The sequence below is a fragment of the Tunicatimonas pelagia genome, assembly GCF_030506325.1.
Taxonomy (GTDB): Bacteria; Bacteroidota; Bacteroidia; order Cytophagales; family Cyclobacteriaceae; genus Tunicatimonas; species Tunicatimonas pelagia.
This window is the reverse complement of record NZ_CP120683.1, coordinates 3,783,393-3,808,330: the sequence shown is the minus strand read 5'-3', so window position 1 is coordinate 3,808,330 and position 24,938 is coordinate 3,783,393. Positions and strand designations below refer to the sequence as shown.

General features: G+C 45.1%; 23 protein-coding genes. 11 read left to right on the top strand and 12 right to left on the bottom strand.

Annotated elements, in window-relative coordinates; translation table 11 throughout:
• Positions 1–5: 5 nt before the first annotated feature.
• The 9 genes from P0M28_RS16310 to P0M28_RS16270 all read right to left on the bottom strand — a co-directional run bounded on the left by P0M28_RS16310 (position 6) and on the right by P0M28_RS16270 (position 11,414).
• On the bottom strand, positions 6–848 hold the full coding sequence (locus tag P0M28_RS16310; RefSeq protein ID WP_302203542.1) for a hypothetical protein: 843 nt from the start codon (positions 846–848) through the stop codon (positions 6–8).
• Between the two features lie 22 nt (positions 849–870).
• Complete coding sequence (locus tag P0M28_RS16305) at positions 871–1,836, bottom strand: AAA family ATPase (protein ID WP_302203541.1); 966 nt, start codon at positions 1,834–1,836, stop codon at positions 871–873.
• An 89-nt stretch (positions 1,837–1,925) separates the two neighbouring features.
• A complete protein-coding gene (locus P0M28_RS16300) occupies positions 1,926–3,212 on the bottom strand; it encodes a peptidylprolyl isomerase (protein ID WP_302203540.1) in 1,287 nt (428 codons plus the stop codon).
• Between the two features lie 43 nt (positions 3,213–3,255).
• Positions 3,256–4,242, bottom strand: coding sequence for a peptidyl-prolyl cis-trans isomerase (locus P0M28_RS16295; RefSeq protein ID WP_302203539.1), 987 nt, complete (start codon positions 4,240–4,242; stop codon positions 3,256–3,258).
• Positions 4,205–6,238 (bottom strand): peptidylprolyl isomerase, encoded by a 2,034-nt coding sequence (locus P0M28_RS16290; RefSeq protein WP_302203538.1) that lies wholly within the window; start codon positions 6,236–6,238, stop codon positions 4,205–4,207. The genes P0M28_RS16295 and P0M28_RS16290 overlap by 38 nt, the downstream gene beginning before the upstream one ends.
• Before the next feature lie 467 nt (positions 6,239–6,705).
• Complete coding sequence (locus P0M28_RS16285) at positions 6,706–7,740, bottom strand: L-histidine N(alpha)-methyltransferase (protein WP_302203536.1); 1,035 nt, start codon at positions 7,738–7,740, stop codon at positions 6,706–6,708.
• A complete protein-coding gene (egtB, locus tag P0M28_RS16280; RefSeq protein WP_302203534.1) occupies positions 7,741–9,045 on the bottom strand; it encodes an ergothioneine biosynthesis protein EgtB in 1,305 nt (434 codons plus the stop codon).
• A 203-nt stretch (positions 9,046–9,248) separates the two neighbouring features.
• A complete protein-coding gene (locus tag P0M28_RS16275; protein ID WP_302203533.1) occupies positions 9,249–10,175 on the bottom strand; it encodes a PfkB family carbohydrate kinase in 927 nt (308 codons plus the stop codon).
• 75 nt (positions 10,176–10,250) lie between these two features.
• Positions 10,251–11,414: a GNAT family N-acetyltransferase gene (locus P0M28_RS16270; protein WP_302203531.1), complete on the bottom strand. Its 1,164-nt coding sequence runs from the start codon at positions 11,412–11,414 to the stop codon at positions 10,251–10,253.
• A 230-nt stretch (positions 11,415–11,644) separates the two neighbouring features.
• Here P0M28_RS16270 and P0M28_RS16265 point away from each other — a divergent pair, with 230 nt between their 5' ends.
• The 5 genes from P0M28_RS16265 (at position 11,645) to lepB (ending at position 16,050) form a co-directional block, all read left to right on the top strand.
• A complete protein-coding gene (locus P0M28_RS16265; protein WP_302203530.1) occupies positions 11,645–12,421 on the top strand; it encodes a ParA family protein in 777 nt (258 codons plus the stop codon).
• A 54-nt stretch (positions 12,422–12,475) separates the two neighbouring features.
• The gene (locus tag P0M28_RS16260; RefSeq protein ID WP_302203529.1) at positions 12,476–13,387 is read left to right on the top strand and encodes a ParB/RepB/Spo0J family partition protein; all 912 of its coding nucleotides are present in this window, start codon (positions 12,476–12,478) and stop codon (positions 13,385–13,387) included.
• Positions 13,384–14,070, top strand: coding sequence for a DUF5683 domain-containing protein (locus tag P0M28_RS16255; protein ID WP_302203527.1), 687 nt, complete (start codon positions 13,384–13,386; stop codon positions 14,068–14,070). The genes P0M28_RS16260 and P0M28_RS16255 overlap by 4 nt, the downstream gene beginning before the upstream one ends.
• 4 nt (positions 14,071–14,074) lie before the next feature.
• A complete protein-coding gene (gene dapB, locus P0M28_RS16250) occupies positions 14,075–14,800 on the top strand; it encodes a 4-hydroxy-tetrahydrodipicolinate reductase (RefSeq protein ID WP_302203526.1) in 726 nt (241 codons plus the stop codon).
• A gap of 134 nt (positions 14,801–14,934) precedes the next feature.
• A complete protein-coding gene (gene lepB / locus P0M28_RS16245) occupies positions 14,935–16,050 on the top strand; it encodes a signal peptidase I (RefSeq protein WP_302203524.1) in 1,116 nt (371 codons plus the stop codon).
• 75 nt (positions 16,051–16,125) lie between these two features.
• Here the strand turns inward: lepB and ung are convergent, their stop codons facing one another.
• Positions 16,126–16,788, bottom strand: a complete 663-nt coding sequence (gene ung / locus P0M28_RS16240) for a uracil-DNA glycosylase (protein WP_302203522.1) — start codon at positions 16,786–16,788, stop codon at positions 16,126–16,128.
• A 60-nt stretch (positions 16,789–16,848) separates the two neighbouring features.
• Here ung and apaG point away from each other — a divergent pair, with 60 nt between their 5' ends.
• The 4 genes from apaG to P0M28_RS16220 all read left to right on the top strand — a co-directional run bounded on the left by apaG (position 16,849) and on the right by P0M28_RS16220 (position 20,136).
• Entirely contained in the window at positions 16,849–17,235 is a 387-nt protein-coding gene (gene apaG, locus P0M28_RS16235) for a Co2+/Mg2+ efflux facilitator ApaG/CorD (RefSeq protein ID WP_302203520.1), read from the top strand.
• 9 nt (positions 17,236–17,244) lie between these two features.
• Complete coding sequence (locus tag P0M28_RS16230) at positions 17,245–18,042, top strand: O-methyltransferase (protein ID WP_302203519.1); 798 nt, start codon at positions 17,245–17,247, stop codon at positions 18,040–18,042.
• 81 nt (positions 18,043–18,123) lie between these two features.
• On the top strand, positions 18,124–19,485 hold the full coding sequence (locus P0M28_RS16225; RefSeq protein ID WP_302203517.1) for a DUF2254 domain-containing protein: 1,362 nt from the start codon (positions 18,124–18,126) through the stop codon (positions 19,483–19,485).
• A 180-nt stretch (positions 19,486–19,665) separates the two neighbouring features.
• The gene (locus tag P0M28_RS16220; RefSeq protein WP_302203515.1) at positions 19,666–20,136 is read left to right on the top strand and encodes a DUF2227 family putative metal-binding protein; all 471 of its coding nucleotides are present in this window, start codon (positions 19,666–19,668) and stop codon (positions 20,134–20,136) included.
• Here P0M28_RS16220 and P0M28_RS16215 read toward each other — a convergent pair.
• Positions 20,133–21,260, bottom strand: coding sequence for a TRAP transporter substrate-binding protein (locus P0M28_RS16215; RefSeq protein ID WP_302203514.1), 1,128 nt, complete (start codon positions 21,258–21,260; stop codon positions 20,133–20,135). The two genes, P0M28_RS16220 and P0M28_RS16215, sit on opposite strands and share 4 nt — an antisense overlap.
• 286 nt (positions 21,261–21,546) lie before the next feature.
• Between P0M28_RS16215 and rpsP the strand changes: the two genes are divergently transcribed.
• The gene (rpsP, locus tag P0M28_RS31110; protein WP_367281867.1) at positions 21,547–22,608 is read left to right on the top strand and encodes a 30S ribosomal protein S16; all 1,062 of its coding nucleotides are present in this window, start codon (positions 21,547–21,549) and stop codon (positions 22,606–22,608) included.
• A gap of 6 nt (positions 22,609–22,614) precedes the next feature.
• Positions 22,615–23,148, top strand: a complete 534-nt coding sequence (gene rimM, locus P0M28_RS16205) for a ribosome maturation factor RimM (protein WP_302203512.1) — start codon at positions 22,615–22,617, stop codon at positions 23,146–23,148.
• Positions 23,149–23,962: 814 nt separating this feature from the next.
• Here rimM and P0M28_RS16200 read toward each other — a convergent pair.
• Entirely contained in the window at positions 23,963–24,925 is a 963-nt protein-coding gene (locus tag P0M28_RS16200) for a succinylglutamate desuccinylase/aspartoacylase family protein (protein ID WP_302203510.1), read from the bottom strand.
• Positions 24,926–24,938: the final 13 nt, after the last annotated feature.

Genomic DNA, 24,938 nt, shown 5'->3' with positions numbered 1-24,938 from the left:
TACTACTACTTTTTATTCATCTTATAGTGTAAGTCCAAAAACCTAACACCATAGAAATTTAGATTATGATCGGCTCTTAACACTTTTTCGTCATCCTCATAAACGCGAATCCATTCATGCATGGGTTTTACAAAGCGAGCCCAATATTCACCTCTTTTATTTGTCAGAGTAAAGTAAAACCCATTATCTCCAAACTTTTTACCGTCTGAGCAGAGCAGCAGTGAGCCGTCTGCTTGAACTTTTTTAGTCATAATTACGGATGCATTTCCATTGGGTAGTGGAAAAACCACTTTGAGTAGGGGAGCTTTGTAGTTCGGATTTTTACAGGTAGTATAAATTCCCGAATAAACCACATCATTGGTGCTTTTTAGTATTCGGTACCAAATCGTCCAACGAGTTTCACGCTCGTTTTTGGATCTGAGTTTAATAATCTCACTCTTGATACCCTTCGCCGTATCAATGGAGTTCAGCGGTAGGTTCAATTGCTGTAGCCGTTTGCTAAATATTATTGATAGCAGCCTTCCAAATGGTTTAAACAAACCTTTCCATTCTGACCATACCTCAAGGTTATAGTTCGACGTATTCTCGTAGAAGTCGACTACTTTCTTATTCAGCCTTTCTTTCTCCTGACCAGTTATTCCAATTTGCTCAATACGTTCGAGTAGGCCAGAATTCAGCGCGTTTTTTTGGATTGACAGGTCTTCTTTCCTCGCAAGCTCAAAGATAAACTTGTCCTTAATAATATCAGTGTGACCCGTTGGCCCAATCAACCACTCATAGTCATCTGGAGCTATTTTCCGCCCTGTTATCTTAACCCAAGTTTGGGTAATCGTATCCTGAATTGCCATGGAATACAGTATCAGCAGATTCCTAAAGCATCTCTTCCACAATCTTGTCTACCGTCATGCCTTCGGCTTCGGCTTTGAAGTTGCGGACGATGCGGTGGCGCAAGATAGGTTTGGCTACGGCTTGCACATCTTCAATATCCGGGGAGTATTTTTGGTTGAGCAGGGCATTGCACTTGGCGGCTAGTACTAAGTACTGAGAAGCCCGCGGACCCGCTCCCCACTCTAAAAAGTTATTGGCTACTTCACTGGCTTTCGCTGAATGTGGGCGGGTTTTATTGACTAAGCCTACGGCGTATTCTACCACATTATCAGCAATCGGAACCCGGCGCACCAGATGCTGGTACTCCACGATTTGTTCGCCCGTAATGACCTTCTGCACTTCGTAATCTGAGTCGGTAGTGGTGGCTTTTACAATATCTACTTCCGATTCGTAGCTAGGGTAGGTTAGCTGAATATCGAACATAAAGCGGTCGAGCTGAGCTTCGGGTAGGGGATAGGTTCCTTCTTGCTCAATCGGATTTTGAGTAGCTAGTACAAAAAACGGCTTGTCCAGCGGATAATCAGCCCCGGCTACCGTTACTTTGTACTCCTGCATAGCTTCTAGTAGCGCAGCTTGGGTTTTAGGCGGAGTTCGGTTAATCTCATCGGCCAGAATGATATTGGCAAAGATGGGCCCCTTAATAAATTTAAAGTTGCGATCTTTATCAATGGTTTCGGCCCCCAGAATATCCGAAGGCATTAAATCAGGGGTGAACTGAATTCGGCTAAAGTCTAAATTTACAGCCGAAGCGATGGTATGAATTAACAATGTTTTAGCCAAGCCCGGAACCCCAATCAGCAAACTATGACCGCGACAAAAAAGCGATGTAATCAGTAGCCTTACTACTTCATCTTGCCCAATAACAACCTTTCCAATTTCTTCACTTAGGCGGCGATAATCTTCGTGTAAACGGTCGGCGAGGGCCACTTCCGATGAGGTGGAATCCATAAAAGTACGTAGAGTTTAAGGGTTTATAGCTGATTGTGCCGATACGCTGGACACACTAGACTGTGTAAACGCTCCGATGCGGAAATGGTTTAAATGCTATTACCCACATCGCAGTGATCGTATTCGGGATCAACCTCAATATAAACCTGCTTGCGGGCATCTCCAAACCACTCTTGCATCAAGCGCGCACGTTTTTCTTGTAAAGCTGCATTGTAAATTTTCTGATAATCGTCTTTCAGATTAGCTACGTGCGGTCTAGACTTCGATTTAAGATACAGAATTCGCACGGCCGGTTCACCCGAGGGCGTACGGTACACCAGTGGTTGGGTAATGGTACCAATATCCATCGTATCAATGGTGAAGAAAATTACCGGATCAAGATTTTCGGTAGAGATGCGGTTAGAGCCGTCGGCACCGAGAAAAAACCCGCCACTGCCTGGTCCACCCGATTCTCCTTTTTCATCGGAATATTCTTTCGCAGCCTTCTCAAAAGTAATGGTATCAGTCATAATCTGGGTACGCAAGCTATCCAGAAACTCTTCCGCTGCCTTCACATCTAGCTCCGAAGAGTTGGGTTTAATCAGAATGTGGCGACTGCTGTAGCGGTTACCTCGGCGCTCAATCAACTCAATGAGGTGGAAGCCAAAATCTGACTCGATGGGTTGAGAGAGATCGCCTGCTTCCATTTTAAGGGCAGCAGCCTCAAACTCGGGTACAAATTGGCCTCGCTCTACAAAGCCCAATTCTCCGCCGTACTGAGCCGAACCCGGATCATTAGAAAACTCTTTAGCCAGCTTAGCAAAATCTTCCCCATTCAGAATACGTTCCCGAATATCTTGTAACTGTTGGCGGGCAATCTCTTTTTGCGCTCGGCTTACGGTGGGTTCCTTCACAATTTGAGCTACGGCCACTTCAGAAGAGTAGAATGGTAAGCTATCACGCGGAATGGCGTTGAAGAACTTTCTAACTTCAGCCGGGGTTACTTCAATATCTTGCGAGATAGTCCCCTGCATTTCCTGCACTACCAACTGGTTACGAATGTCGTCACGCATTTCTTCTTTTAGCTCTGCGATTGATTTGCCGAATTGCTCCTCAATGGTTTCCTCGCCGTAGCGGCTCGTCATCATCTGCATCCGCCGATCTAAATCCAGTTCAACCCGAGCATCTTCTACCACTACTGAGTCAATCTCGGCTTTAGCCAGCAATAACTTTTCTACTACCAACTGCTCCAATACCTGGCATTTGGTAACATCTCCGAAGTTAGGATTTGCTTGCGCCTCTCGGTACGAGGCTTCTAAATCTGACTTTAGCACAATGTAGTTATCTACCTTCGCCACAATCTTATCAATCGTGGTTTCGCCACTGTACTGAGCCACACCCGAGAGGGGAATTAAGAATAATAAAAGCAGAGGGGATAGTTTACTGCGGAGTTTCGGCCCGAACGGTAGATGGTTGCTGCACCGAAGCTGCGTTGGTATTTGGCTGAAATACTTCAAAGTGTTTTTTATCTTTTGCATCTTGGTAGATTTCTTCCTCTAAATCTTGAGTTAGGGCTACCTTACGCTGGTTGGTAATAATTTTAGTGATATCATCCCGCACAAACTCCAACGGCGAAATCTGATCGGTTATTTTATAGTCTACAACTTTTACAAAGTACACGTACAAGTCGTCGGAGGTTTCAATAAACTCATTTTTTTGCAGAAACTGTACTTTATTGGGGATACTCACTAAGGGAGTATTGGCGATTACATCTTCGAAATTGTACCAAGTAGAATCATCGAGTGAATAAGAGGTAGCAAAACTGAGGCAGTACGATTTAATTTCTTCCCGAACTTCCTCAGTCAGTTTTCCCTGAAATAATGCCCGTAAGCGTCCGGTGCGCGGTGCTTCTTGTGGCACCTTCGCAAAAATACCCTTGATGATATTGTTCTTTAACTCAAAGTTCTGCTGGTTACTCTGATAATATTTTTCAATGGCTGCCTCTGACACTTCATCGTCTACCCGTTGGTTTACGTAGTTCTTCTCAAATTCGTACACAATTAGGGCGTAGCGATAATCCAAAATCTTACGCTCCAACTTGGCTTCGTCAATCTCCATTTGAGCCGCCGCCTCAGCAATGAGTAGTTGCTTTTTAATCCAGCTATCAATGTAGCGATTTACAATATCGGCACTGTCTGAAGGATTCGTATTTTCATCTACAATTCCTTCTAAATCTTGCACGTACAGGTAATTATCGTATACCCGAGCAATTGGTTCAAGCGTAGCTCCTTCGTCAGTTTCCTGATTTTTAAACTGCAGAAAATCGGGTAAGCCAGGCTGCTGGCAACCGGCTGTTAGCACAATGGTAGCAAATAATGCCAGAAACTGGCTAAGGTTCCGTTTGCTGCCCCAAAAATTGTAAAACATCTTCATTAATTTCTACCGGGTATTTTTCTCGTAGCGTGGCAATCCACTGCTGGTCGAGCTCATTTTGGTAGTCTGCAATTACAATGCCTCTTATCTCATCTAACTCCTTCAATTTGGGCGGTAATACGTCATGGATAAGAATATGGTAAAATCTATCGTTTTCCGTCCGTGAATACGCCCCTTTTTCCCAAGTAACTTGGTCGATAACTGCCTCAACCGACGATCGTTCTTCCCCTCGCTCGTACTTGCTCTGGTGAATTTGAAGGGCTAGCGGAGTATCTTCGTTAAAGGTGCTTTCTATTTTTGCAATTACTTCGTCGCTTAGTGGCTCGTTTATCTCTCCTAATTCTTGCTTAGCTGTCTCTAGTATATCTTGGCTTTGGGCATCCAATATGGTAGCCTCCGCCCGCTCTTTCCAACGATACGTTTCCCGATGATTCTCAAAGTACTGCTGCAACCCAGTGCTGTCTTCTACTGCCTTCGACCATACTTTCTGCTCCATAATATCAAACAGTAATATTCCATTCCGATATTCCTGAAGTATTCGCCGATATTCTTCGTTATTATCAGCTAAGTGAGTCTTTTCGTGCTCCAGAAGAGTAGTAGCCTCAAAATCTTGGTAAAGCTGGTGAGCCAGTACGCTGTCAGCCGCTAAGGCTCCTTGCTTCTCCTGCACAAAATCATAAAAATTGCCCACCTCCAACGTGGTATCAGCTATTGAAAAGAGAACTCCACCCCGATCAGGCTCGGCACTTTCGGCCTGCGCTCCGGCATGGAGATAATAAATTGCCTGAGCAATGTTAGCTTTATTGGCTTGATAGTCGCTTTCCTGCTTTAGGCTAGATACCATTTCTTCCTGCCGCACTTCGGCTTGGATGTTACGCTCTACTTGCCGTTCCAGAGAAGGGCGCATTTTTTCTAAAGAATCTAATCCTTGGCGATCAATTAGCTTAATGATATGCCAACCAAAGCGGGTCTTCACCGGAGAAGAAATGTCGCCGGGTGCGCTAAGGGCAAAAGCTGCGTCCTCAAAGCTTTCAATCATGTTGCCCGTACCAAAATACGGCAGTTCGCCCCCCCGCGATTTGGTGGATACATCTTCCGAAAAACGCTCTACCATCTCGTTCCAGTCAGCCCCAGTTAGCAACTGCTGATGTACCTGCCGGGCTTTTTGGTAAGTGGCTGAATCGCTTTCGCTATCTGGGCGAATCATAATATGGGCAACCTTTACTTTTCCCTGGGAAGGACGCTTATCATTTACTTTGATAATGTGGTAGCCAAAGCGGGTGCGAACTGGGTTAGAGACATTGCCAACCGAGGTACTGTAGGCTACCTTCTCAAACGGATACACCATCTGTAGAGCTGAAAAGTACCCTAAGTCACCACCGTTAGAAGCAGCTGAGGGGTCTGATGAATATTGCTCGGCCAGCATTGAAAACGAGGCACCGTTTTGCGCCAGGGCTCGTAAGCTATCGGCCATTTGGTATGCTTTCAGCGTATCTTGGGCAGAGGCGTTTTCAGGTACTTCAATCAAAATATGCGAAGCACGCACTTCTTGCTTCATCCGCTCGTACGTTTCCCGAATCAGTTGCTCCGTTACCCGGTTTTCGGTGAGGTACGGTTTGGCCAACTGTTCTTTGTACTGCGCTAGCTCTTGCTTGAAACTTTCTCGGCGTTGTAAACCAGCCTCTTCGGCTGCCTTCACCTTAAGCCGGAAATTGACGTATAAATCCAGATATTCTTCCATCGCCTGCTGATTGCTCTCCGGGCTGCGCTCAACGGTAGTATCTTCTATCCGATTTTTCTGATAGACGTACAAAAACTCATCAGCAAATACCGTATCGGCAGCCGACGTAAACAATACCGCCTCGCTGAGCGAATAATCGGCATCCTTACTACGAGCCGATTTTTTGGTAGCAGCACACCCTCCTATTCCTAACAAAAGCAGCAAACAGGCTATCCGTGTAATTCCAGGTACTCTCTGGTTTCCGGTCATTTATTTTTATGCTATATTTTTAAACTGCAATGTTACGAATTTTCCGCGTAGGTTTTACCCTCGAGCTACCGGACTTCTCATTTCCCTAAAGGGAATATCATAAAAAAGGTAAAATTTAATTTATAGGTACGGAAGCAAGAAACCGGAGTCCGAAGTCCGAAGGAGTGGAGTGTGTATCCCTGAATTTGATAACTAAGGCCCAAAAAAGTTTGCAATCCATACTGGGCGAGAAGTACTTATCAGGCGGGTAGCCAAACTGTTGGTTGCTTCTTGTTTAGCCTATAATTTTTTGCTTGCTAGCCGGCCTTATGTGCCGCACATTAAGCTTAGCTAATACCGAAACAAGGATTGTAGGAGTAGTGGAATCTAAGGTAGGCAGGGTGTATCGCTCACTGTTACTTTGGCTTGTTATTACGAGTTTCTCGAGCGGTTTACTTTTCTCACTACCCGAAATTATCGCGCTATTTTTAGGATAGCTGCCACAGCGAATCGGTAAATAGCCGATGCGAATCGTAGAAATGATGCACAACTGAAAAACCAGAATCTCGGGCTAAGCTTTCAATATCGCCTACGCTATATTTCTGAGAGCGCTCCATGTAAATTGCCTCCCAAGCATCAAACTCAATTACTTCATCAATGGCCGAAATAGTTACTCGTTGCTCCTTTTTGCTAACCAAGTAGCTACGAATGCTACCTTCCATGGGGTCGTAGATCGGGAAGTACTGAAAGTCATCAATATTGAAATTAGCGTCAAGCTCCTCATTGATTCGCAATAGCAGATTATGCTTAAACGCTCGGGTAACTCCCGGCTTATCAAAGTAAGCATTTAAGATTTTTTCAGGTTCCTTTTTTAAGTCGAAGCCCGTCATCAGCAAATCGCCGGACGAAAGATGCGCGGCAATTTCTTTTAAGAACAAAATACTTTCTTGGTGAGCAAAGTTACCAATGTTTGCTCCTAAGAATAGTACTACGTTCCGAACCTGCTGCCCATTAAAGGATGATTTAAGTTGGTCAATTGCCCGAAAGTAATCGTCCTGAATGCCTTGTACCACCAAGTTGGGCATATTATCAGCCAAGTCGGTGGTAAGTTCTTCAATAATATTGGCGGAAATATCGATAGGAACGTAAGAAAAATTGGCCTGCTGTTCTAAGAAATGCCGTAATAGCACTTTCGTTTTGGTGCCATCGCCTGCTCCAAATTCAATTAGCCGGAACGGAACATTATTTTTAGAAAAGTGCTCCAGCATCTCGCTGCGATGCATCTCAAATATCTCGTATTCGGCGCGCGTAGGATAATACTCTTCCATTTCCATAATCTGCTGAAAGATTTCATCGCCCCGCTTGTTGTATAAGTATTTGGAAGGAAGATACTTTTCTTCAGCATGTAGTCCGGCGTATACATCAGCCGCAAACTGCCGATTAATTTTTTGAGAATAGCCATTTAATCCAACGCCTTCTAGAATGGCAGTGGTTTTTTCGGAATAGTCAGTGGTATTGGACATTTAACAGTGTTCGGCAAGACGGAAACCCGTGAATTGCCAGCGTTTATCAGGTTGGAAAAAATTTCGGTAGGTAATTCGTAGGTGACTTTCGGGAGTAGCACAAGAACCACCCCGTAGCACCATCTGGTTAATCATAAACTTCCCATTGTACTCACCCAGCGCTCCTTCGGGTCGTTGGTAGAAAGGGTACGGTAAGTAGGCACTTTGAGTCCACTCCCAAACATCGCCAACCATCTGAGCCGGCACAGAAGAAGTGCTTAGTGTTTGCAAGGCTTGCGGATGAAAGTTTTCGGCCTCTACGAAGTTAGCGGGAGACAAAATATGAAAGTTTTCTTCGTAACCCGCTAAACGGCAAGCCACTTCCCACTCAGCCTCAGTGGGTAAGCGTTTGCCTCGCCAGCGAGCGTAAGCATCAGCTTCGTAGTAACTTACGTGGGTCACTGGTCGGGATAGGTCTAGTGGCTGCAAGCCAGACAACGTGTATTCGTACCACTGCTCTTCTTGCTGATGCCAGTAGTGCGGCGAGATAATTTTGTTTTCTTGCACCCAAGCCCAGCCGTCAGAAAGCCATAAATCAGCATTTTGATAGCCCCCTTCTTGTATAAAAGCTAAAAACTCACCGGCGGTCACTAATCGATCTAGCAATCGGTAATCGGCCAGATAAACTTGATGATAACCTTCTTCATTGTCGAAGTGAAAACCACTGCCCTGAAAACCGATAGAATAGTTGCCACCCGGTACGGAAACGTATTCTTCGGTCCCCATCAGATTTCCTTTCGCCAGAGGCGCACGATCATTGTAAGCTGGAAACAGGGGATTATGCCCCAAAATGTACTTAAGATCGGTTACTAATAACTCTTGGTGCTGCTGCTCATGGTGCAATCCCAGCTCTATCAGGTAATTAATCTGCTGTCTCGCTGATTCATCCAACAGGTGTGGCAACTTGAGTAGATGTTCATCTACGTAGTTACGATACGTTATTACCTCCTCAGTGGTAGGCCGGGTCATATTACCCCGATTGGTTCGCACCATCCGGTTGCCCTTGCTTTCGTAGTAACTGTTGAATAGAAAGTTGAATTGGTCATTGAACACCCGATAGCCCGGAAAATAAGGGGTCAGGATGAATTGCTCAAAAAACCAAGTAGTGTGCGCTAAGTGCCACTTAGGCGGGCTTACGTCTACGATAGGCTGCACCACATAATCTTCGGGTTGCAGTGGCTGACAGAGCCGAATGCTTTGTTGGCGCACTTCTTTGTACCGAGAAAAAATATCGATTTCTGTTAATGCGAGTAAGTCCGAGTTCATAAGTTACGATGGTAGTGCGTCAGGTGGGTTTACGACCTAACTTAAAAAACGTTGACTAAAAATAGTGTGAAATTTAATGACTAATTAGTTGGCAGTTGCGCTTAGCAAAGCTGTACCGCCAAGCTAAACATAAATTAGAGAAACTCAAAAAAAGTATATTAAAAAGTGTTTATCACTCATTAAAACGGGTACTTATGCTTTATCTAAGCATAATCAATTTCAAATTGAACCAAATTAACAAATTCCTGAACCCGTTCTTGTACCGCCTCTTGCGATAGATTGATAAGGCGCTGAGGGCCAAATTTTTCTACACAAAACGAAGCCATAGCTGAACCAAAAATCACGGCTCGCTTCATATTGCTAAAGGAGGTATCTTGGGTTTGAGCTAAGTAACCGATAAATCCGCCCGCGAACGTATCTCCTGCTCCGGTTGGATCAAACACTTCTTCTAACGGCAAAGCCGGAGCGAAGAAAATCTGCTCATCGCTAAATAACAAAGCACCGTGCTCACCCTTCTTGATAATGATATATTTCGGTCCCATCTTTAGAATAGCCCGAGCCGCCTTCACTAGCGAATATTCCCCCGATAGCATTCGGGCTTCTTCATCATTAATAGAAAGTACATCAATTTGTTTGATAACTTCTTTAAGACTCGGCAGAAACGGCTCGGTCATCCAGAAGTTCATTGTGTCCAACATCACCAATTCAGGGCGATTTTCTAGGCGATTGAGCACCGTTTGCTGCACCTCCGGGGTCAGATTGCCTAGCATAAGGTATTTACAATCTTGGTAGGTATCTGGAATAATGGGGTCAAAATCAGCTAATACGTTCAGTTCGGTAGCCAGCGTATCGCGCGAATTAAGATCGTTATGGTAGCGACCCGCCCAAAAGAACGACTTCTCGCCTTCTTTGACTTGGAGTCCTTCGGTATTAATGCCGTGCTGCTGAAAATTCTCAATATCTGATTGCAAGAAATCTTCTCCCACTACTCCGACCAAATTTGCCGATTTAGTGAAGTACGATGATGCCAGAGCAATATAGGTGCCCGAGCCACCGATAATTTTGTCAGTTTTACCAAAAGGGGTTTCAATGGCATCGAAGGCCACGGTGCCTATTACTAATAAACTCATATGTTATTGGTTGATCGTTAGAAATGTAAGAAAAGATAAGTGTTTGGATATTAAAATTTTGCAAAACGAGCGTTGTTATCGCTTTAGTAAGGTTGAATTTTGGGATATTGATTCCCCTCTTTTCATGGCTAATAGGGATTTTTGGTATATCCAATAATACTGCCGGGGCTTGCCTTTAAACTGTTGTAGCAAATATTCTACGGCAACCTGCCCTTCACCTACTCGGTTGGTTTCAATTTTATCGTACCGAACTTCATGCTTGCTTAAAAAGTCTAATAATGACTTAATTAGTGCCGAGGCTACCCCTCGCTGCTGAAACTCCGGTAACACTCCCAGTGAAACACTGAGCAAGTGCTTATGTTTTCGCTTTCGGTAGTAGGCTTCGCGAACTTTACTAAACAAGCCATTACCCGCTCGCTTACGCGCCTGGTTAATATCGGGCAAGTTAAAAAAGAAGCCAATGGGCTGATCGCGGTAATACGCCAGTAAAAATATATCTTCATCGATCCAGGGCAGTAGCTCCTGAAGCTCGGTCTGAATTTGCTGGGCTGACAGCTCGTGATAAAAAGGAGTTTTGCTCCAAGTCCGATTATACACTACTGCAATATCCTTTGCTAATGGCTCTAGTTTTTCTTTATTAAAACGATCAATCCTGAAGTCTTTATTTTCCATCACCAATTTAGCCTTTTCCTTGATGGCTCTCGGAAAGGGAAGGGTTTGAAAATCTAAATGATAGATGCGTTGTCGTAGGTACTGCTGAAACCCGAATGTTTCAAAAAATTGCTGGTAATAGGCCGGGTGATAATTAGAACCATAGGCCGGAAGCTCATCAAAGCCCTCGGTTAAAAGCCCCGACTTAAGAAATAGGCTGGTTGGATTTACCGGCGCATTCACCGTGGTCATACCTCGCTCTTTCAGCCATAGTGCTCCTTCTTCCAACAGCTTGAAGGCCGCCGTTTCGTGGTCAATGCACTCAAAAAAGCCCAGAAAGCCAGTTTCAGAGGTTTCTTTTTTATTAACGAAAGCGGCAATACGGCCAATCGTGGCTCCCCGATAGTTCTGTAAAATCCACCGACAAACGTCATCACGTTCAAAGAAAGTGCTGCTGTCAGTATTAAAGATACGTTCTACTTCTTCAAGCTTGGTAGGCACCCAATGATCGTCATTTTGATATAAGCGGGCAGGAAACTCATAAAACTCGCTCTCCGAATACTTCTCATCTACTTTAAGAATGTGCATGGACGCTAACTACTGTAGGTTTATTCTAATTTTCAGCAGGTTAGATTTTTTTTACCCGCTTGGCGGGCAGTGATGTAAATGTGCGCTTAAACTTTTTATATTTGTGCAGTGCTATTCTGACCGTAGAACCCTCCAGGAGAGTTTAGGGTTTCTTACTGAGCAATTGTGCGAATTTACAATTTTTCATCGAATATAGTATCCACACGGCCTGAACTATTAACGCTTAACGCATGGGTAAGATTATTGCCATCGCCAATCAAAAAGGAGGAGTAGGAAAAACAACCAGTGCTATTAATCTGGCCGCTAGCTTAGCCGCACTGGAGCACAAAACGTTGGTGGTAGATGCTGATCCGCAGGCCAACTCTACTTCCGGGTTGGGGTTTAACCCTAAAGAAGTAGAAGACAGCATTTACGAGTGTATGGTGGATGAAGCTGATATTCGCTCGGCCATTGTTCCTACCGAACTGGAATATCTGTACCTATTACCTTCTCACATAGACCTAGTAGGAGCTGAGGTGGAAATGGTAAGCCTGGAAAACCGGGAAAAGAAAATGCGTAAAGCTTTGGTTCCGGTGCAGGATGATTATGAATTCGTGATTCTAGATTGCTCGCCTTCGTTGGGCCTGATTACCATTAATGCCCTAACCGCTGCCAACTCAGTAATTATTCCGGTGCAATGTGAGTACTACGCGCTAGAGGGTTTAGGCAAATTGCTGAATACCATCCAAATTATTCAGTCGCGCTTAAATACTGGATTAGAAATTGAAGGCATACTGCTAACAATGTATGATTCACGGCTACGTTTATCTAATCAGGTGGTAGAAGAAGTAAATGCTCATTTCCAGCAAATGGTATTTAGTACGCTCATTCCCCGCAACATCAAATTGAGCGAATCACCTAGTTTCGGGCTGCCGGCTATTATTCACGATGCCGATAGCAAGGGCGCCATTAGTTATCTGAACCTAGCCAAAGAATTATTGGAAAGAAATCGCCAACTTGCGCGTTGATAGGTAAAATACGCATTGTTATCTATCGGCATAACAATAAAATTGAACGCCCAAATGAGTATCAATAAAACATCAGGAAGACCCACCCGCCGTAAGAATGCTTTAGGGCGCGGCTTAGGAGCACTGCTGGAAGATTCCTCCCAAGAACCTCAAGTGCGGGATAATCCCACTCGGGAATTTAGCTCAATCAACGAAATACCGCTGGACAGTATAGAAGTAAACCCGTTCCAGCCCCGTACTCATTTTGATAAAGAAGCACTGCAAGAGTTAGCTGACTCTATTATGATGCAGGGCATTATTCAGCCCATTACGGTACGCCTTATTGGTACTGACCGCTACCAGATTATTTCAGGAGAGCGACGGGTACAGGCGTCTAAGCTGGCCGGTCTAACCCTCATTCCGGCCTACGTTCGCAAGGCTAACGACCAGCAGATGCTGGAAATGGCTCTGATTGAGAATATCCAGCGGGAAAACCTCAATGCCATTGAAATAGCCCTGAGTTACCAACGGCTGATCTCAGAATGTGACCTGCGGCAGGAGCAACTAGGTGACCGAGTGGGTAAGAACCGCTCTACGGTTAATAATTATTTACGCCTGCTGAAGCTCCCGCCCGATATTCAGGCCGCTTTGCGCGATGCCCGGCTAACTATGGGTCACGCCCGAGCTCTGATTAATGTTGATACCATTGAACAACAACTGCATCTATTCCACCAAATTGTGCAGGAAGATTTATCGGTGCGGCAGGTAGAAGCATTGGTGCGGGAACTAGCTGCTCCCAAAAAGCCAAAACCTACGGCTACTTCCGCCGGAATGTCTTCCGAATTACAAGCGGTACAGAATCAGCTTTCTTCCCACTTTGGCACCCGGGTGCATATCAAAACTACGGGAAAGGAGAAAGGTGAGATTAAAATACCGTACCTATCTACCGAAGATCTGAACCGTATTCTTGACCTGCTGCAAACATGAAGTACGCCTTAGTGGGACTCATTCTGCTTATTATGACTCTGCTGAGCATTTCGGTAGCGTTCGCCCAGGAGGAGAAAGAAGAAAGTTCGCCCGATACGGTCACGGTAGTAGAGGATACCCTTCAGCTTCAACGGGGAGCGGTGGGAGTAAACAAACCCGGTACTGCAGCTCCTGACACCATCGTTATTGAAACCATAGCCGATCAGCACTCACCCCGTCGGGCGGCACTGTACTCAGCCGTACTACCCGGTTTAGGGCAAGCCTACAACGGAAAACCTTGGAAAATCCCAATCATCTACGGCGGTTTTATTACGATGGGGTACTTCATTATTCTACGCAATGATCAGTATCAGTTGTTTTTGAGGGCAAGAAATACGGTTAATAATGGAGGAGAGAATCCATTCTCAGTTTTCCCGCGCAGTCGCTATGCCAATAACGATGACTTTCAAAGTGCTATAGATAATTTTGGGAGAGAGCGGGAGTTCATGGTGATTCTAACTGCCGTACTGTACGGGCTCAATATAATGGATGCTATTGCGGATGCTCATCTCATTGAGTTTGACGTTAACCCGGACCTAAGCATGGATTTGAAGCCAATGGCCGGATCGGCCCTAGCGTACCACGATCATCTAACCCCCACAGTGCCAGCTTGCGGACTTTCTTTTACTATAAGTTTATATTAAGAACATGCGTATTTTACTGATCGGCTACGGAAAGATGGGTAAAACCATTGAGCAAATTGCGTTGCAGCGCAACCACTCCATGGTAGCCCGCATCGATCAGGATAATGCTGACGTTTGGGAAACACTTAACGGTGATTCAGTAGATGTAGCTATTGAGTTTAGCCAACCCGATGCAGCGGTTGCTAACATTCGCCACTGTTTGAGAAGAGGTATTCCGATTGTATCAGGAACTACCGGTTGGTTAGCACATCGGGAGGAAATAGAAACTTTCTGCCGCGAACAGGGTGGCACCTTTTTCTACGCGTCTAATTTCAGCATCGGAGTCAACTTATTTTTCCGACTGAACGCTCAGTTAGCGAAGCTTATCGGGGATTACCCGCAGTACCAGGCCAGCGTAGAAGAAACGCATCATACGGAAAAGCTAGATGCTCCCAGTGGCACGGCCATTACCATTGCCGAAGGAATGCTGGAACACCTACCGCTTACCAACTGGGTGCTGCAAGAGACAGAACAGGATAGGTCAGCAGCTCAACTGCCCATTCAGGCTAAACGTGAACCAGATGTACCGGGCACCCACCTAGTTCGCTATCAATCAGCAGAAGATACCATTGAGATAAAGCATACTGCCCATAGCCGGAAAGGCTTTGCCCTGGGAGCCGTAGTGGTGGCCGAATGGATTGTGCAGCAGCAGAAAAGCGGAGTGCTCACCATGAACGATTTTCTAAAATGATAGGTATTTCCTTTGAGGCACACTATTTTCGCAAGATTGCTGTTAACAGCATGTTTGAATTTTGTTTTTATAAGTAAAAATATAAGATTCAAATATGCTCTCATAGCAGGTAACGATATTTGAAATAAGCACGTATGGCAACATTTCTTAAGAAGAAGAAAGCAGAAGATCAGACTTCCGATACCCGTACTTCCCCGAAAGCTCCTAAGTCTAAAACCCGCGAATGGGTTGATGCGATTGTGTTTGCGGTAATCGCCGCTACTTTTATTCGATGGCTATTCCTGGAGGCTTTCACTATTCCTACTCCCTCAATGGAGAACTCGTTGCTAGTGGGTGATTTTCTGTTTGTGAGCAAGATGCACTACGGAGCCCGCACTCCGAAAACTCCGCTGCAAATGCCTTTGACGCATCAAAAAATTTGGGGCACGGATATTCCTTCGTACGTTGATTGGATTCAGCTACCCCAGTACCGCTTGCCGGGTTTTTCCCACGTAAAACGAGGCGATGTAGTGGTATTTAATTACCCCACCGAGCATCAGTACCCTACTGATTTGAAAACTAACTACATTAAACGTTGCGTGGCCGTTCCGGGCGATGTGATTGAAATAAAAGATCGGCAGGTGTACATAAATAACGATATTTTGCCCGACCCTCCTGGCGTACAGTATTATTACAACATCAAAACGGATGAAACTATCAATGATCGGATTTTTGATCGATATAAAATATCAGAATTTGATCGTGCTTCGGATGGTTACTACGTTCACATTACCCCTGAGGTAGCTCAGGAGTTTGAGAAACTACCCTTCGTAAAATCAGTAAGTCCTACGTATGTGCCCGAAAACCAAGTAAACCCTCAGATATTTCCTGACCCCAGCGTTTTCCTCTGGAACGAAAACTTTTTCGGCCCCTTGGAAGTACCCTCCGAAGGGCAGCAGATTGAGCTAACCAATGAAAATATCACCAAGTACGAGTACATCATTAAGTACTACGAAGGACACGACGAAGTAGAGAAGCGGGACGGAAAACTGTACATTGACGGAGAGGCAGTGGAGACCTATACGTTTAAGCAGAACTACTACTTTATGATGGGGGATAACCGCCATAACTCCCTAGATTCTCGCTTCTGGGGCTTTGTACCCGCCGATCATATTGTGGGCAAAGCCTTCTTCATCTGGCTATCTATCGATCCCAACGAGAGCTTCTTTAGCAAAATTCGCTGGAGCCGTTTGCTTAATTTGATTGAATGATTTTGGGTATTGGGGGTTAGATTTTAGGGATTAGGTCTTTTCTAATCCCCAAATCCTAAAACCCAACACCTAGTTTCACCACTCAATCTCTTCTTTGCCCTGTTGCTTCAGGTATTCATTGGCTTTCTTGAAGTGTTCGTTGCCGAAGAAGCCTCGGTCGGCAGCGAAGGGCGATGGGTGGGCCGACTTCAGTACGTGGTGTTTGCTTTCGTCAATAATGGCTCCCTTTTTTTGAGCGTACGCTCCCCACAGCAGAAAGACAATATTTTCCCGCTCATCTGAAACCTTCTGAATCACCGCATCGGTAAACTCTTCCCAGCCTTTCTTTTGGTGAGAACCAGCCTGCCGCGCCCGCACCGTAAGGGTAGAGTTAATTAGTAAAACTCCCTGCTGCGCCCAACGTTCCAGATTTCCACTATCCGGAATAGGTGTATCGTATTCATTTTTGATTTCCTTGAAAATATTTATGAGCGAGGGTGGTTTCGTAATGCCGTCCCGCACCGAGAACGCTAGTCCGTTAGCCTGCTTAGGGCCGTGGTAGGGGTCTTGCCCTAAAATGACTACTTTCACCTGGTTGAAGGGAGTAAGATCAAAGGCCCGGAAAATTTCCTTCCCCGGAGGGTACACCACCTGATTTTTATATTCGGAACGAAGAAACTCAGCCAGTGCTTCAAAATACGGTTTATTAAATTCGTCGGTTAGCTTTTCCTTCCAGGAAGGAGCAATGCGTACATCCATAGTGATTTGTGTAGTTTATTCTAAACTTATCGTTAACTTTCCGCGTAAATAAAAATAACTATGGTAACAGAAATCACAGAAGGCGTAAGGGTCACTGTTGAGACAGAATATCAACCAGAATATTCTGATCCCAGCCAAAGCCACTATGTGTTTACTTACCAAGTTGCTATTGAGAATAACAGTAATTTCACTGTAAAGTTATTACGTCGCCACTGGGAAGTAATTGATGCCGGATACCCTCAGCGAGATGTAGAGGGCGAAGGGGTAATTGGCAAGCAGCCCACTTTAGAGCCTCAGCAACAGCATCAGTACGTATCGGGCTGCAATCTTAAATCGGGAATTGGCAAAATGAAGGGTACTTTTCTTATGGAGCGAATTACCGACGGAAAGCAATTTCGAGCTGTGATTCCTGAATTCACCCTAATCGCCCCGTACCGGGTCAATTAAATTTTTTTCATGCTTTCGCTCTGGCAAAAGCGCTCGCTAGCTATAGGCTACTGGCAATACTGGCTTCACGCAGTCAACCAGCACGCTCTGCATGCCCCATTCATTTATCAGTTTTATCAGGATGTTATTCGCAACCGTAGCACCCATTCAGCTTTTGAGGCAATTGAACAGTACCGACGTAGCTTACTGGCATCCCAAGAAAACGTAACGTTTCACTCAATGGGGGCAGCTTCCCAGGTAGATCGGTCGAGCGACATTTCAGTAAAAAGGATTGCCCGTCACTCTTTGAGCAAGCCTCGGTTTGGCCGCTTCCTCTACCACCTTACTCAATTTCAGCAGCCCCGGTATATTGTAGAGCTGGGCACCTCACTGGGAGTTACTACCTTATATTTATCGTTGGCCGGCGACGACTGCGCCGTTTACACACTAGAAGGTTGCCACGATGTTGCTACCATTGCCCAGCAAGCTTTTCTAAATGTACAACGCCCAAACATTGAACTACGAGAAGGCAATATTGACCATACCCTGCCTCAACTGCTACAAGAAATTCCTCAGGTAGATTTGGCCTACATAGATGCTAACCATCGTTTTGAGCCTACGCTGAACTATTTTTCGCAGTTGCTGGCAAAAACCCATGAGCAAAGCATTCTAATTTTTGATGATATTCATTGGTCATTTGGAATGCGAAAAGCCTGGAAGGCGATTATACAACATCCGCAAGTAACGCTGTCGGTAGATTTATTCGACGCTGGCCTAGTCTTCTTTCGTCCTCTGGCTACCCGACAGCACTACTTTCTTATGTTTTAACTTGAGGAGAACCCAGCTCTAAGTACCGATCAAACAGCTAAGCGATCCAACAGTTAGAAAGGTGTATCTGAACAACTGTCTATGGTTTTTCGCTCTTTGCATCGCTGGTTAAAAACACGGTCACTCGATGTGCTTTCTAGTATTGCTTTCATTCCCTCTTTACTGGCTGGTGGTTTTTTATTGCTGTCGTTCGTCACCCTGTACCTGGATGAATCATCGCCAGAGCGTCTTATAAGCTACAAACTGGCAGTAGATAATCTTATTCACCCCGATAGTGCCCGAACATTGTTAGGTTCTATCGTAGGCGGAATGCTCTCTTTGATGGTATTCAGCTTCAGTATGGTGATGATTGTGCTCAACCAGGCGGCTGCTAACTATTCACCCCGGGTACTTCCTGGTCTCATCAGTCGCCGATTTCATCAGGTAGTAATGGGTACCTACTTGGGCACAATTTTGTATACTATCTTTGTGTTATCCAGTATTCAGTCTAGCTTATACACATTTCAGGTTCCCCATTTATCTATTCTACTTACCATTCTATTTAGCTTAGTTAGTCTGGCAATGTTCGTTGCTTTTGTACACTCTATCTCTCAGCACATTCAGGCGGGCAATATTGTCCGTAATCTCTATAAGGATACGCTGGCCTCACTGAACCATTACCTAAAGCACACTAAAATGATAGAGCGGGATAAAATCCCGAGTGCCCAACCGTGGATTCCAGTGGATAGCTCGGTTTCGGGTTATTTGCACAACATGGATCGTAGTACACTGCTGGAAATCTGCGAGAAAATGGATATTATCGTTTGGATGTCAGTTCCTTGGGGGGTGTATGTCCACCAGAATAAAGCATTTTTTCGAGTGAATAGGAAACTAACTGATGATGAGAAACAAAAGCTCCTCCACGCTTTTATATTTAAAACCGAAGAAATTATTTCGCAGAACTACGCATTCGGGTTTAAGCAATTAACCGAAATAGCGTTAAAAGCAATGAGTCCGGGAATTAATGATCCGGGCACTGCCGTAGAAGCCATCAATCGTCTTACCAGCCTGTTTGTTCGCCAGATGGAAACTCATCGGGTTCCGGTGGTCACCAATAAAAAAGAGCAATTGCGATGGATTGGCCAACCCATTCTTTTTGAAGATTTATTCACCTGGTGCTGGACAGCCATTAAAAACTATACCGCGCAAGACACGGTAGTGATTTACAAACTGATAGAATGGTTGGAGATTATGGTACACAGCGATTCATCAAATCGGCATCAGTCGCTATTTTCGGTAGCCTTATCGGAGCTGATTGACCATATGGATAGGCACGTAAAAAGTACTTTAGATCGGCAAAACTTAGATCGGCGTATTCGTGAACTGATACTTAACTCACCAAAACAGGCTTTGAACGAAGCAGTTCGTGAAAAGATAGCCACCGCAGACATGTCAGAAACATAGTTGTTTTCACTTTGCTTGCTCGTATTACCAGAACGGTGCTATTTTTTTTGGATTAACCTTCTTAATAGTACCTAACAGCCGTTTTTTTAGAATCTGGCACCGGAATTGATTTTGTAATAAAGGAAGTAATACAATCATTTTGCTCTTGGTAGCGTTGTAGGGCTACAGCTTTTAAAATAAATGGCCGCCGGAAGGACACATAACGTTGGAACACTGGTACTCGTACCCGTAGTAACCTGGATTGCCTGGGAACTTAGCCATCACGATATGTTCACCACTTCGCTGGCGGGAGTAGGCTGCTTCTGCGGTATTTTCATTAGTCCCGATCTGGATATGAAGCAGCGCACCGTTTCGGAAACTACGCTACTTCGCTGGTCGCTGGGCATTGGTTATATCTGGATATTTCTGTGGTATCCCTACGCTATGCTATTCCGACACCGGGGAATTAGTCATACTCCTGTTTTTGGCACAATAACCCGAGTGTTGTATCTGCTTGGCATCGCGCTGATGTTACAATACTTGGCTCACAATTTTGCCGATGCCCAGTGGAACATCTGGCCGTGGGTGGATCAGCACCAGTACAGCATTGCTATTTTTATCGCCGGACTAGGCATTTCTGATATAGGTCACTGGGTGCTAGATCACGTTTAGGCCAACAGACCATAGTTGGTATGATAAAGCTGTTCATTGTAGGGAGTATACCGATTCATCTGTTGCTGAAATGCCGCATATGATTCGTAAGCGCGCTTGGCTATTGGATCTTGCTGAATCACATCGGCTACTACTTCCTCACCGTATTTCCGGAAGGTATTCAACACATCATCCGGAAAGCGACGAAACTGCACTTCTTCTTCCTCTGCCATCTTTACAGCGTATTGGCTATTCATCGCTTCCGATTGGCATAACGACCAGTGGTTTAACCGCTCAGCAGCTACTTTAATTATTGATTGTAGGTCGGTAGGTAGTGCTTCGTATTTTTCTCGATTAACGGATAGCTCCAGCGCCGTACCGGGTTCGTGCCACCCGGGATAGTAGTAGTACTTAGCTACCTGATGAAACCCCATTTGATAGTCATGGTACGGGCCAATCCATTCGGTAGCATCAATCACGCCCCGCTCCAGGTTGGTATAAATTTCCCCGCCAGCCACCAGCACTGATGTACCTCCAGCTCGATTAAATACTTTACCACCAATGCCTGGAATCCGCATCTTCAGCCCCTGAATATCTTCAATACTATTTATTTCCTCGTTAAACCATCCGCCCATTTGCATTCCGGTATTGCCTCCGGGGTACGGAATGATATTAAAATCGCGGTAGGTCTCCTGCCACAATGCCGTACCATTTCCACCAATGAACCACGCATTCATCTGCTGGGCGTTCATGCCAAAGGGAACCGTAGCGAAAAATTGGGCAGCGGGCAACTTACCTGCCCAGTAGTATCCGGCTCCGTGCCCAACTTCTACGGCTCCGCTACTCACCGCATCGAAAACCTCCAGGGCAGGCACTAATTCGCCTCCGCCGTATACCGTAATTTCCATTCGTCCTCCCGACATCTCGTTTACCCATTGGGCAAACCGATTACAACCCTCACCTAAAATTGGAAAGTTGGGAGGCCAGGTAGTTACCATTTTCCATCGGAAAGTATCGTTGAAATTAATGTAGGGAGTTTGGATTTTCTCAGATGAAGCACCAGAAGTGCAAGCAGCCATCAGGCTATTTCCGGCAATAGCCGCCCCGCCTTTCAACAGGAAATTTCTTCGGTTGGTCGTATTCATGCTGGTAATTTAGTAGAAAATGCTTGATTATGATGAATGATGATTGATGAGTAGTGATGAATGAATAATTTACGATGATAGGAGAAAGGTAAGTGAAGTTACACCACATCAATCAATTATTAATCATCAGTCATTCGTCATTAATCATTCTTCCTTGGGAACGGTTGCGCTATAAAATATAGTTAAAAGTTGGATTCAGAGATGCGATTTACCCGAAAAACAGTATCTTTGCAGTCTTTTTACGAAAGATGGACGTGATCCATTGCATGTTTAACAAAACAAAACTATGGCAGTAAAAATCAGATTAACGCGTCGAGGACGCAAAAAGCTGGCAATGTACGACGTGGTCGTAGCCGATGCCAGAGCACCACGAGATGGTCGTTTCATTGAAAAGTTAGGAACCTACAATCCTAATGTCAACCCCGCCGCTATCGTTTTAAACGATGATAAGGCGCTTGATTGGGTAATGAAAGGAGCGCAACCGACCGATACGGTGCGCGCTGTATTATCGTACCGAGGAATTATGCTTCGTAAGCACTTACAAATTGGTGTGAATAAAGGAGCGATTACCCAGGAAGAAGCGGATAAACGCTTTAACGAATGGAAAGAATCGAAAGATGCCAAAATTGAAGGCAAAAAAGATTCATTAGCTCAGAAGAAAGAGCAAGAACGTGCCGAGCGATTGAAGCGGGAGCGGGAAGTGAAGGAAGCTCGCCAGAAAGAGCTAGACGAAGCGAATGCCGCCGCAGTAGCTGAGCTGGAAGCAACGGAAGCTGAGGCGAACACGGAAGTCGAAGCTGAAACTACTACCGAAGAGCCAGAAGCAACCGCTGAGGCAGCGGAAGCACCTACTGAGGAACAAGTGGCTGAAGCACCGGCGGAGGAAGCACCTACAACTGAAGAAGCTAAAACTGAGGAGGCAACAGCTACTGAAGAATCGGCTCCGACAGATGAAACTAATGCAAAGGAAGCAGCCCCAGAACCAGCAGTGGTAGCCGAAGAAACGCCTAACGCTGAAGTTCCTGCGGAAGAACCTTCTACTGAGGAAGCACCGACCGAAGAACCTACGGCTGAAGCAGCCATTCCCGAGACAGAAGCCAAAGAGGAAGAAGCTCCAAAAGAAGAAGCTACCGCTACTCCCGAAGAAGTAGTGGCGGCATCGGAGGCAGCTACCCAAGCAGCAGCTAGTGAAGAAGCTACGGCTGAAACAGCTACTGAAGAAACTACTGTTTCGGAGGACGCTAAAACGGATGAAGCCTCTGTACCAGCCGAACAGGCTAGCGCGGAGGAGACCGAAAATGAGCCTAAAGCCGAAGCAGCAGCGGAGAGTGACGATAAAGAAAAGTAAGCAGCCATGCGGATTGATGATTGCTATCAGCTAGGATACATCAGCAAAACGCACGGGTTACAGGGAGAGGTCAGCGTTGTTTTAGACGTAGACAACCCTTCCGATTATCAGAATTTGGAATCAGTGTTTGTGGACTTATCTAAGTCGGAAGCACTGATTCCTTTTTTTGTGGATACCATTGATGTCAAAGCCAGCCGAGCCTTGGTGAAGTTTGACGATGTGGATACTATTGAACAAGCCCAGGAATTAGTCAAAGCCAGTCTTTACCTTCCCTTAACCTCCCTCCCTGAGCTAGAAGAAGGAAAATATTACTTCCACGAAATTGTTGGTTTTAATGTAATCGATCAGCAGCAAGGTGAACTAGGAGTGGTAAAAGATGTGTACACTGGCGGTAGCCAAGATTTGATTGCGCTTATCTACCAAGGTAAAGAAGTACTCATCCCGATTAATGACCAACTAGTGCCTCGGGTAGATAAAAAAGAGCAAACGGTTCACGTAGATTTACCGGAGGGGTTGTTAGAGTTGGGTACCTCAGCATAAAAGGGCGTTTTTTACGGTAGGAATAGGTTACTTACTTGACTTACAGCAACTTAGATAGACCGATATTTCTGTGAAATTGAAGAAATTTACGGTAGATCAAAGTGGCATAGCTATTCTTATCGAGTTGAGTAGCTAAAATCTAACGTCATATCACGCGTCAGTTCAGTCACAGGCTAAATATAATCTTATTAAGATTAAGTTTCTAATAGGCCTAGTTTGCTTATAGCGACAAAAAGGCGGCAGCCGCGCTGTAAAATAAGAACCTGACAGCAGTAGTTCCTGCCGTAAAATTCGTCCTTTTATGCCATGCGACCCAGTGATACAAACCTTTTCTCTCTGAACAAAGCCAATTCTAAGAAAAATACGATTAACTTAAGTGTCAATTATCAAACTCTGAGGGGCAATTATTGCTAGGGTAGCCCCGCTATTGTATTATCGGGAAGCCCAAAAATAGCTTACCTATTGTGCCTCTAAGGTTCTAGGATAAACATCTCAAAGTGACAGGAAACTTGAAAATCCTATTGAGAATTCCGTCCCTTTATGTCAACGAACCCTATAAAGGTCTAGAGTGCTCTTCATTGAAATACGTGCTACCAAGAATTTCACCCGTTTGTGTACAGATACCCAATACTCTTTTATGGAACTGTATTATGATTGCTGGCTATGCCCGGGTGTCCACTTACCGGGTAGAAAAGAGGTGTCAAATCCTTAGCGCCCATTTCTGTCCATTTGCTACCGGAACACCTACATAAAACCTATCGGTGCAACGAATTGATTACCGTTTGCCTTGCCAATGGAAGCTTGTTGCAATGGCCTATTTCTGTCCATTTGCTAACGGAACACCAACAACCCCTATATGAGCAATAGCATCTCCTTGGTGAAGAATAGGATTATTGTTTAAGCCGATGATATAACCAGTGGCGGGTGACTTGATGGGTTGCTTAAAATCCCCGAAAGGATCAGTCATGTAGCCTATGAGTTGATTCTTGTTCACTGCAGCCCCGTTAGTCACCGCGCATTGAAATATGCCTGATGTTCGTGCCCGCACCCAGGAAGAGCGGTTGACTAGGCGATTAGTATATGTCGGCTCCGGGGCTTCGGCATTAGTGATTCCTAAGTATCTCATCAGTCGGATGGTGCCGTCAATTCCTTGCTGAATCGCAAATTCATCAAATCGGGACGACTCCCCTCCTTCATAAACTAGAATCCTTTTGCCTTGGCGAGCTGCAGTTTGTCGTAAGGATTTGGGCCGATACTTGGAATACAGTGTAAAAGGCGCACTGAAGGCTTGAGCTAGTCCTTGGTTCTGCGCATCGTTCATCATACAGCGAATTTGCGGAAAGTTACTACGATCAGCCCCACCCGTATGGAAGTCTATCCCTACATCAATCTTGGGAATAATATCTTTTGTCAGATAATACGCCACTCTTGAGGCCAGCGAGCCGTTTTTGTTCCCTGGAAACGAACGGTTTACATCCTTACCATCCGGTACATAGCGGGAAAAGTTGATAAAACCATAGATATTAATAATCGGAATACAGATGACGGTTCCTCGAGTGGGTTGGTGCAAATCCTGTTCAACGATCCGTCGGACAATCTCAACTCCATTGATTTCATCGCCGTGTAATCCACCCATTAGCAGTAATACTGGCCCAGTTTCCTTCGCCCGAGCAATGGTTATATAGATATCAATGGGAGAACGAGACGGAAGCCGAGAGATATTTACTTCCACTTTACGAGTTTCGCCACGGGGAATGTCTACACCGTTGAAGATCATACTAGTAGATAAG

Excerpts from the sequence above, each read along its gene's own strand:
- P0M28_RS16230 (WP_302203519.1), top strand. The coding sequence starts at position 17,245 with ATGCTTTCGCTCTGGCAAAAGCGCTCGCTAGCTATAGGCTACTGGCAA.
- rimM (WP_302203512.1), top strand. The coding sequence starts at position 22,615 with ATGCGGATTGATGATTGCTATCAGCTAGGATACATCAGCAAAACGCAC.
- P0M28_RS16275 (WP_302203533.1), bottom strand. The coding sequence starts at position 10,175 with ATGAGTTTATTAGTAATAGGCACCGTGGCCTTCGATGCCATTGAAACC.
- rpsP (WP_367281867.1), top strand. The coding sequence starts at position 21,547 with ATGGCAGTAAAAATCAGATTAACGCGTCGAGGACGCAAAAAGCTGGCA.
- P0M28_RS16290 (WP_302203538.1), bottom strand. The coding sequence starts at position 6,238 with ATGACCGGAAACCAGAGAGTACCTGGAATTACACGGATAGCCTGTTTG.
- P0M28_RS16220 (WP_302203515.1), top strand. The coding sequence starts at position 19,666 with ATGGCCGCCGGAAGGACACATAACGTTGGAACACTGGTACTCGTACCC.
- apaG (WP_302203520.1), top strand. The coding sequence starts at position 16,849 with ATGGTAACAGAAATCACAGAAGGCGTAAGGGTCACTGTTGAGACAGAA.
- lepB (WP_302203524.1), top strand. The coding sequence starts at position 14,935 with ATGGCAACATTTCTTAAGAAGAAGAAAGCAGAAGATCAGACTTCCGAT.
- P0M28_RS16310 (WP_302203542.1), bottom strand. The coding sequence starts at position 848 with ATGGCAATTCAGGATACGATTACCCAAACTTGGGTTAAGATAACAGGG.
- dapB (WP_302203526.1), top strand. The coding sequence starts at position 14,075 with ATGCGTATTTTACTGATCGGCTACGGAAAGATGGGTAAAACCATTGAG.
- egtB (WP_302203534.1), bottom strand. The coding sequence starts at position 9,045 with ATGAACTCGGACTTACTCGCATTAACAGAAATCGATATTTTTTCTCGG.
- P0M28_RS16215 (WP_302203514.1), bottom strand. The coding sequence starts at position 21,260 with ATGAATACGACCAACCGAAGAAATTTCCTGTTGAAAGGCGGGGCGGCT.
- P0M28_RS16200 (WP_302203510.1), bottom strand. The coding sequence starts at position 24,925 with ATGATCTTCAACGGTGTAGACATTCCCCGTGGCGAAACTCGTAAAGTG.
- P0M28_RS16285 (WP_302203536.1), bottom strand. The coding sequence starts at position 7,740 with ATGTCCAATACCACTGACTATTCCGAAAAAACCACTGCCATTCTAGAA.
- P0M28_RS16255 (WP_302203527.1), top strand. The coding sequence starts at position 13,384 with ATGAAGTACGCCTTAGTGGGACTCATTCTGCTTATTATGACTCTGCTG.
- P0M28_RS16305 (WP_302203541.1), bottom strand. The coding sequence starts at position 1,836 with ATGGATTCCACCTCATCGGAAGTGGCCCTCGCCGACCGTTTACACGAA.
- P0M28_RS16295 (WP_302203539.1), bottom strand. The coding sequence starts at position 4,242 with ATGTTTTACAATTTTTGGGGCAGCAAACGGAACCTTAGCCAGTTTCTG.
- ung (WP_302203522.1), bottom strand. The coding sequence starts at position 16,788 with ATGGATGTACGCATTGCTCCTTCCTGGAAGGAAAAGCTAACCGACGAA.
- P0M28_RS16225 (WP_302203517.1), top strand. The coding sequence starts at position 18,124 with ATGGTTTTTCGCTCTTTGCATCGCTGGTTAAAAACACGGTCACTCGAT.
- P0M28_RS16270 (WP_302203531.1), bottom strand. The coding sequence starts at position 11,414 with ATGCACATTCTTAAAGTAGATGAGAAGTATTCGGAGAGCGAGTTTTAT.
- P0M28_RS16265 (WP_302203530.1), top strand. The coding sequence starts at position 11,645 with ATGGGTAAGATTATTGCCATCGCCAATCAAAAAGGAGGAGTAGGAAAA.
- P0M28_RS16260 (WP_302203529.1), top strand. The coding sequence starts at position 12,476 with ATGAGTATCAATAAAACATCAGGAAGACCCACCCGCCGTAAGAATGCT.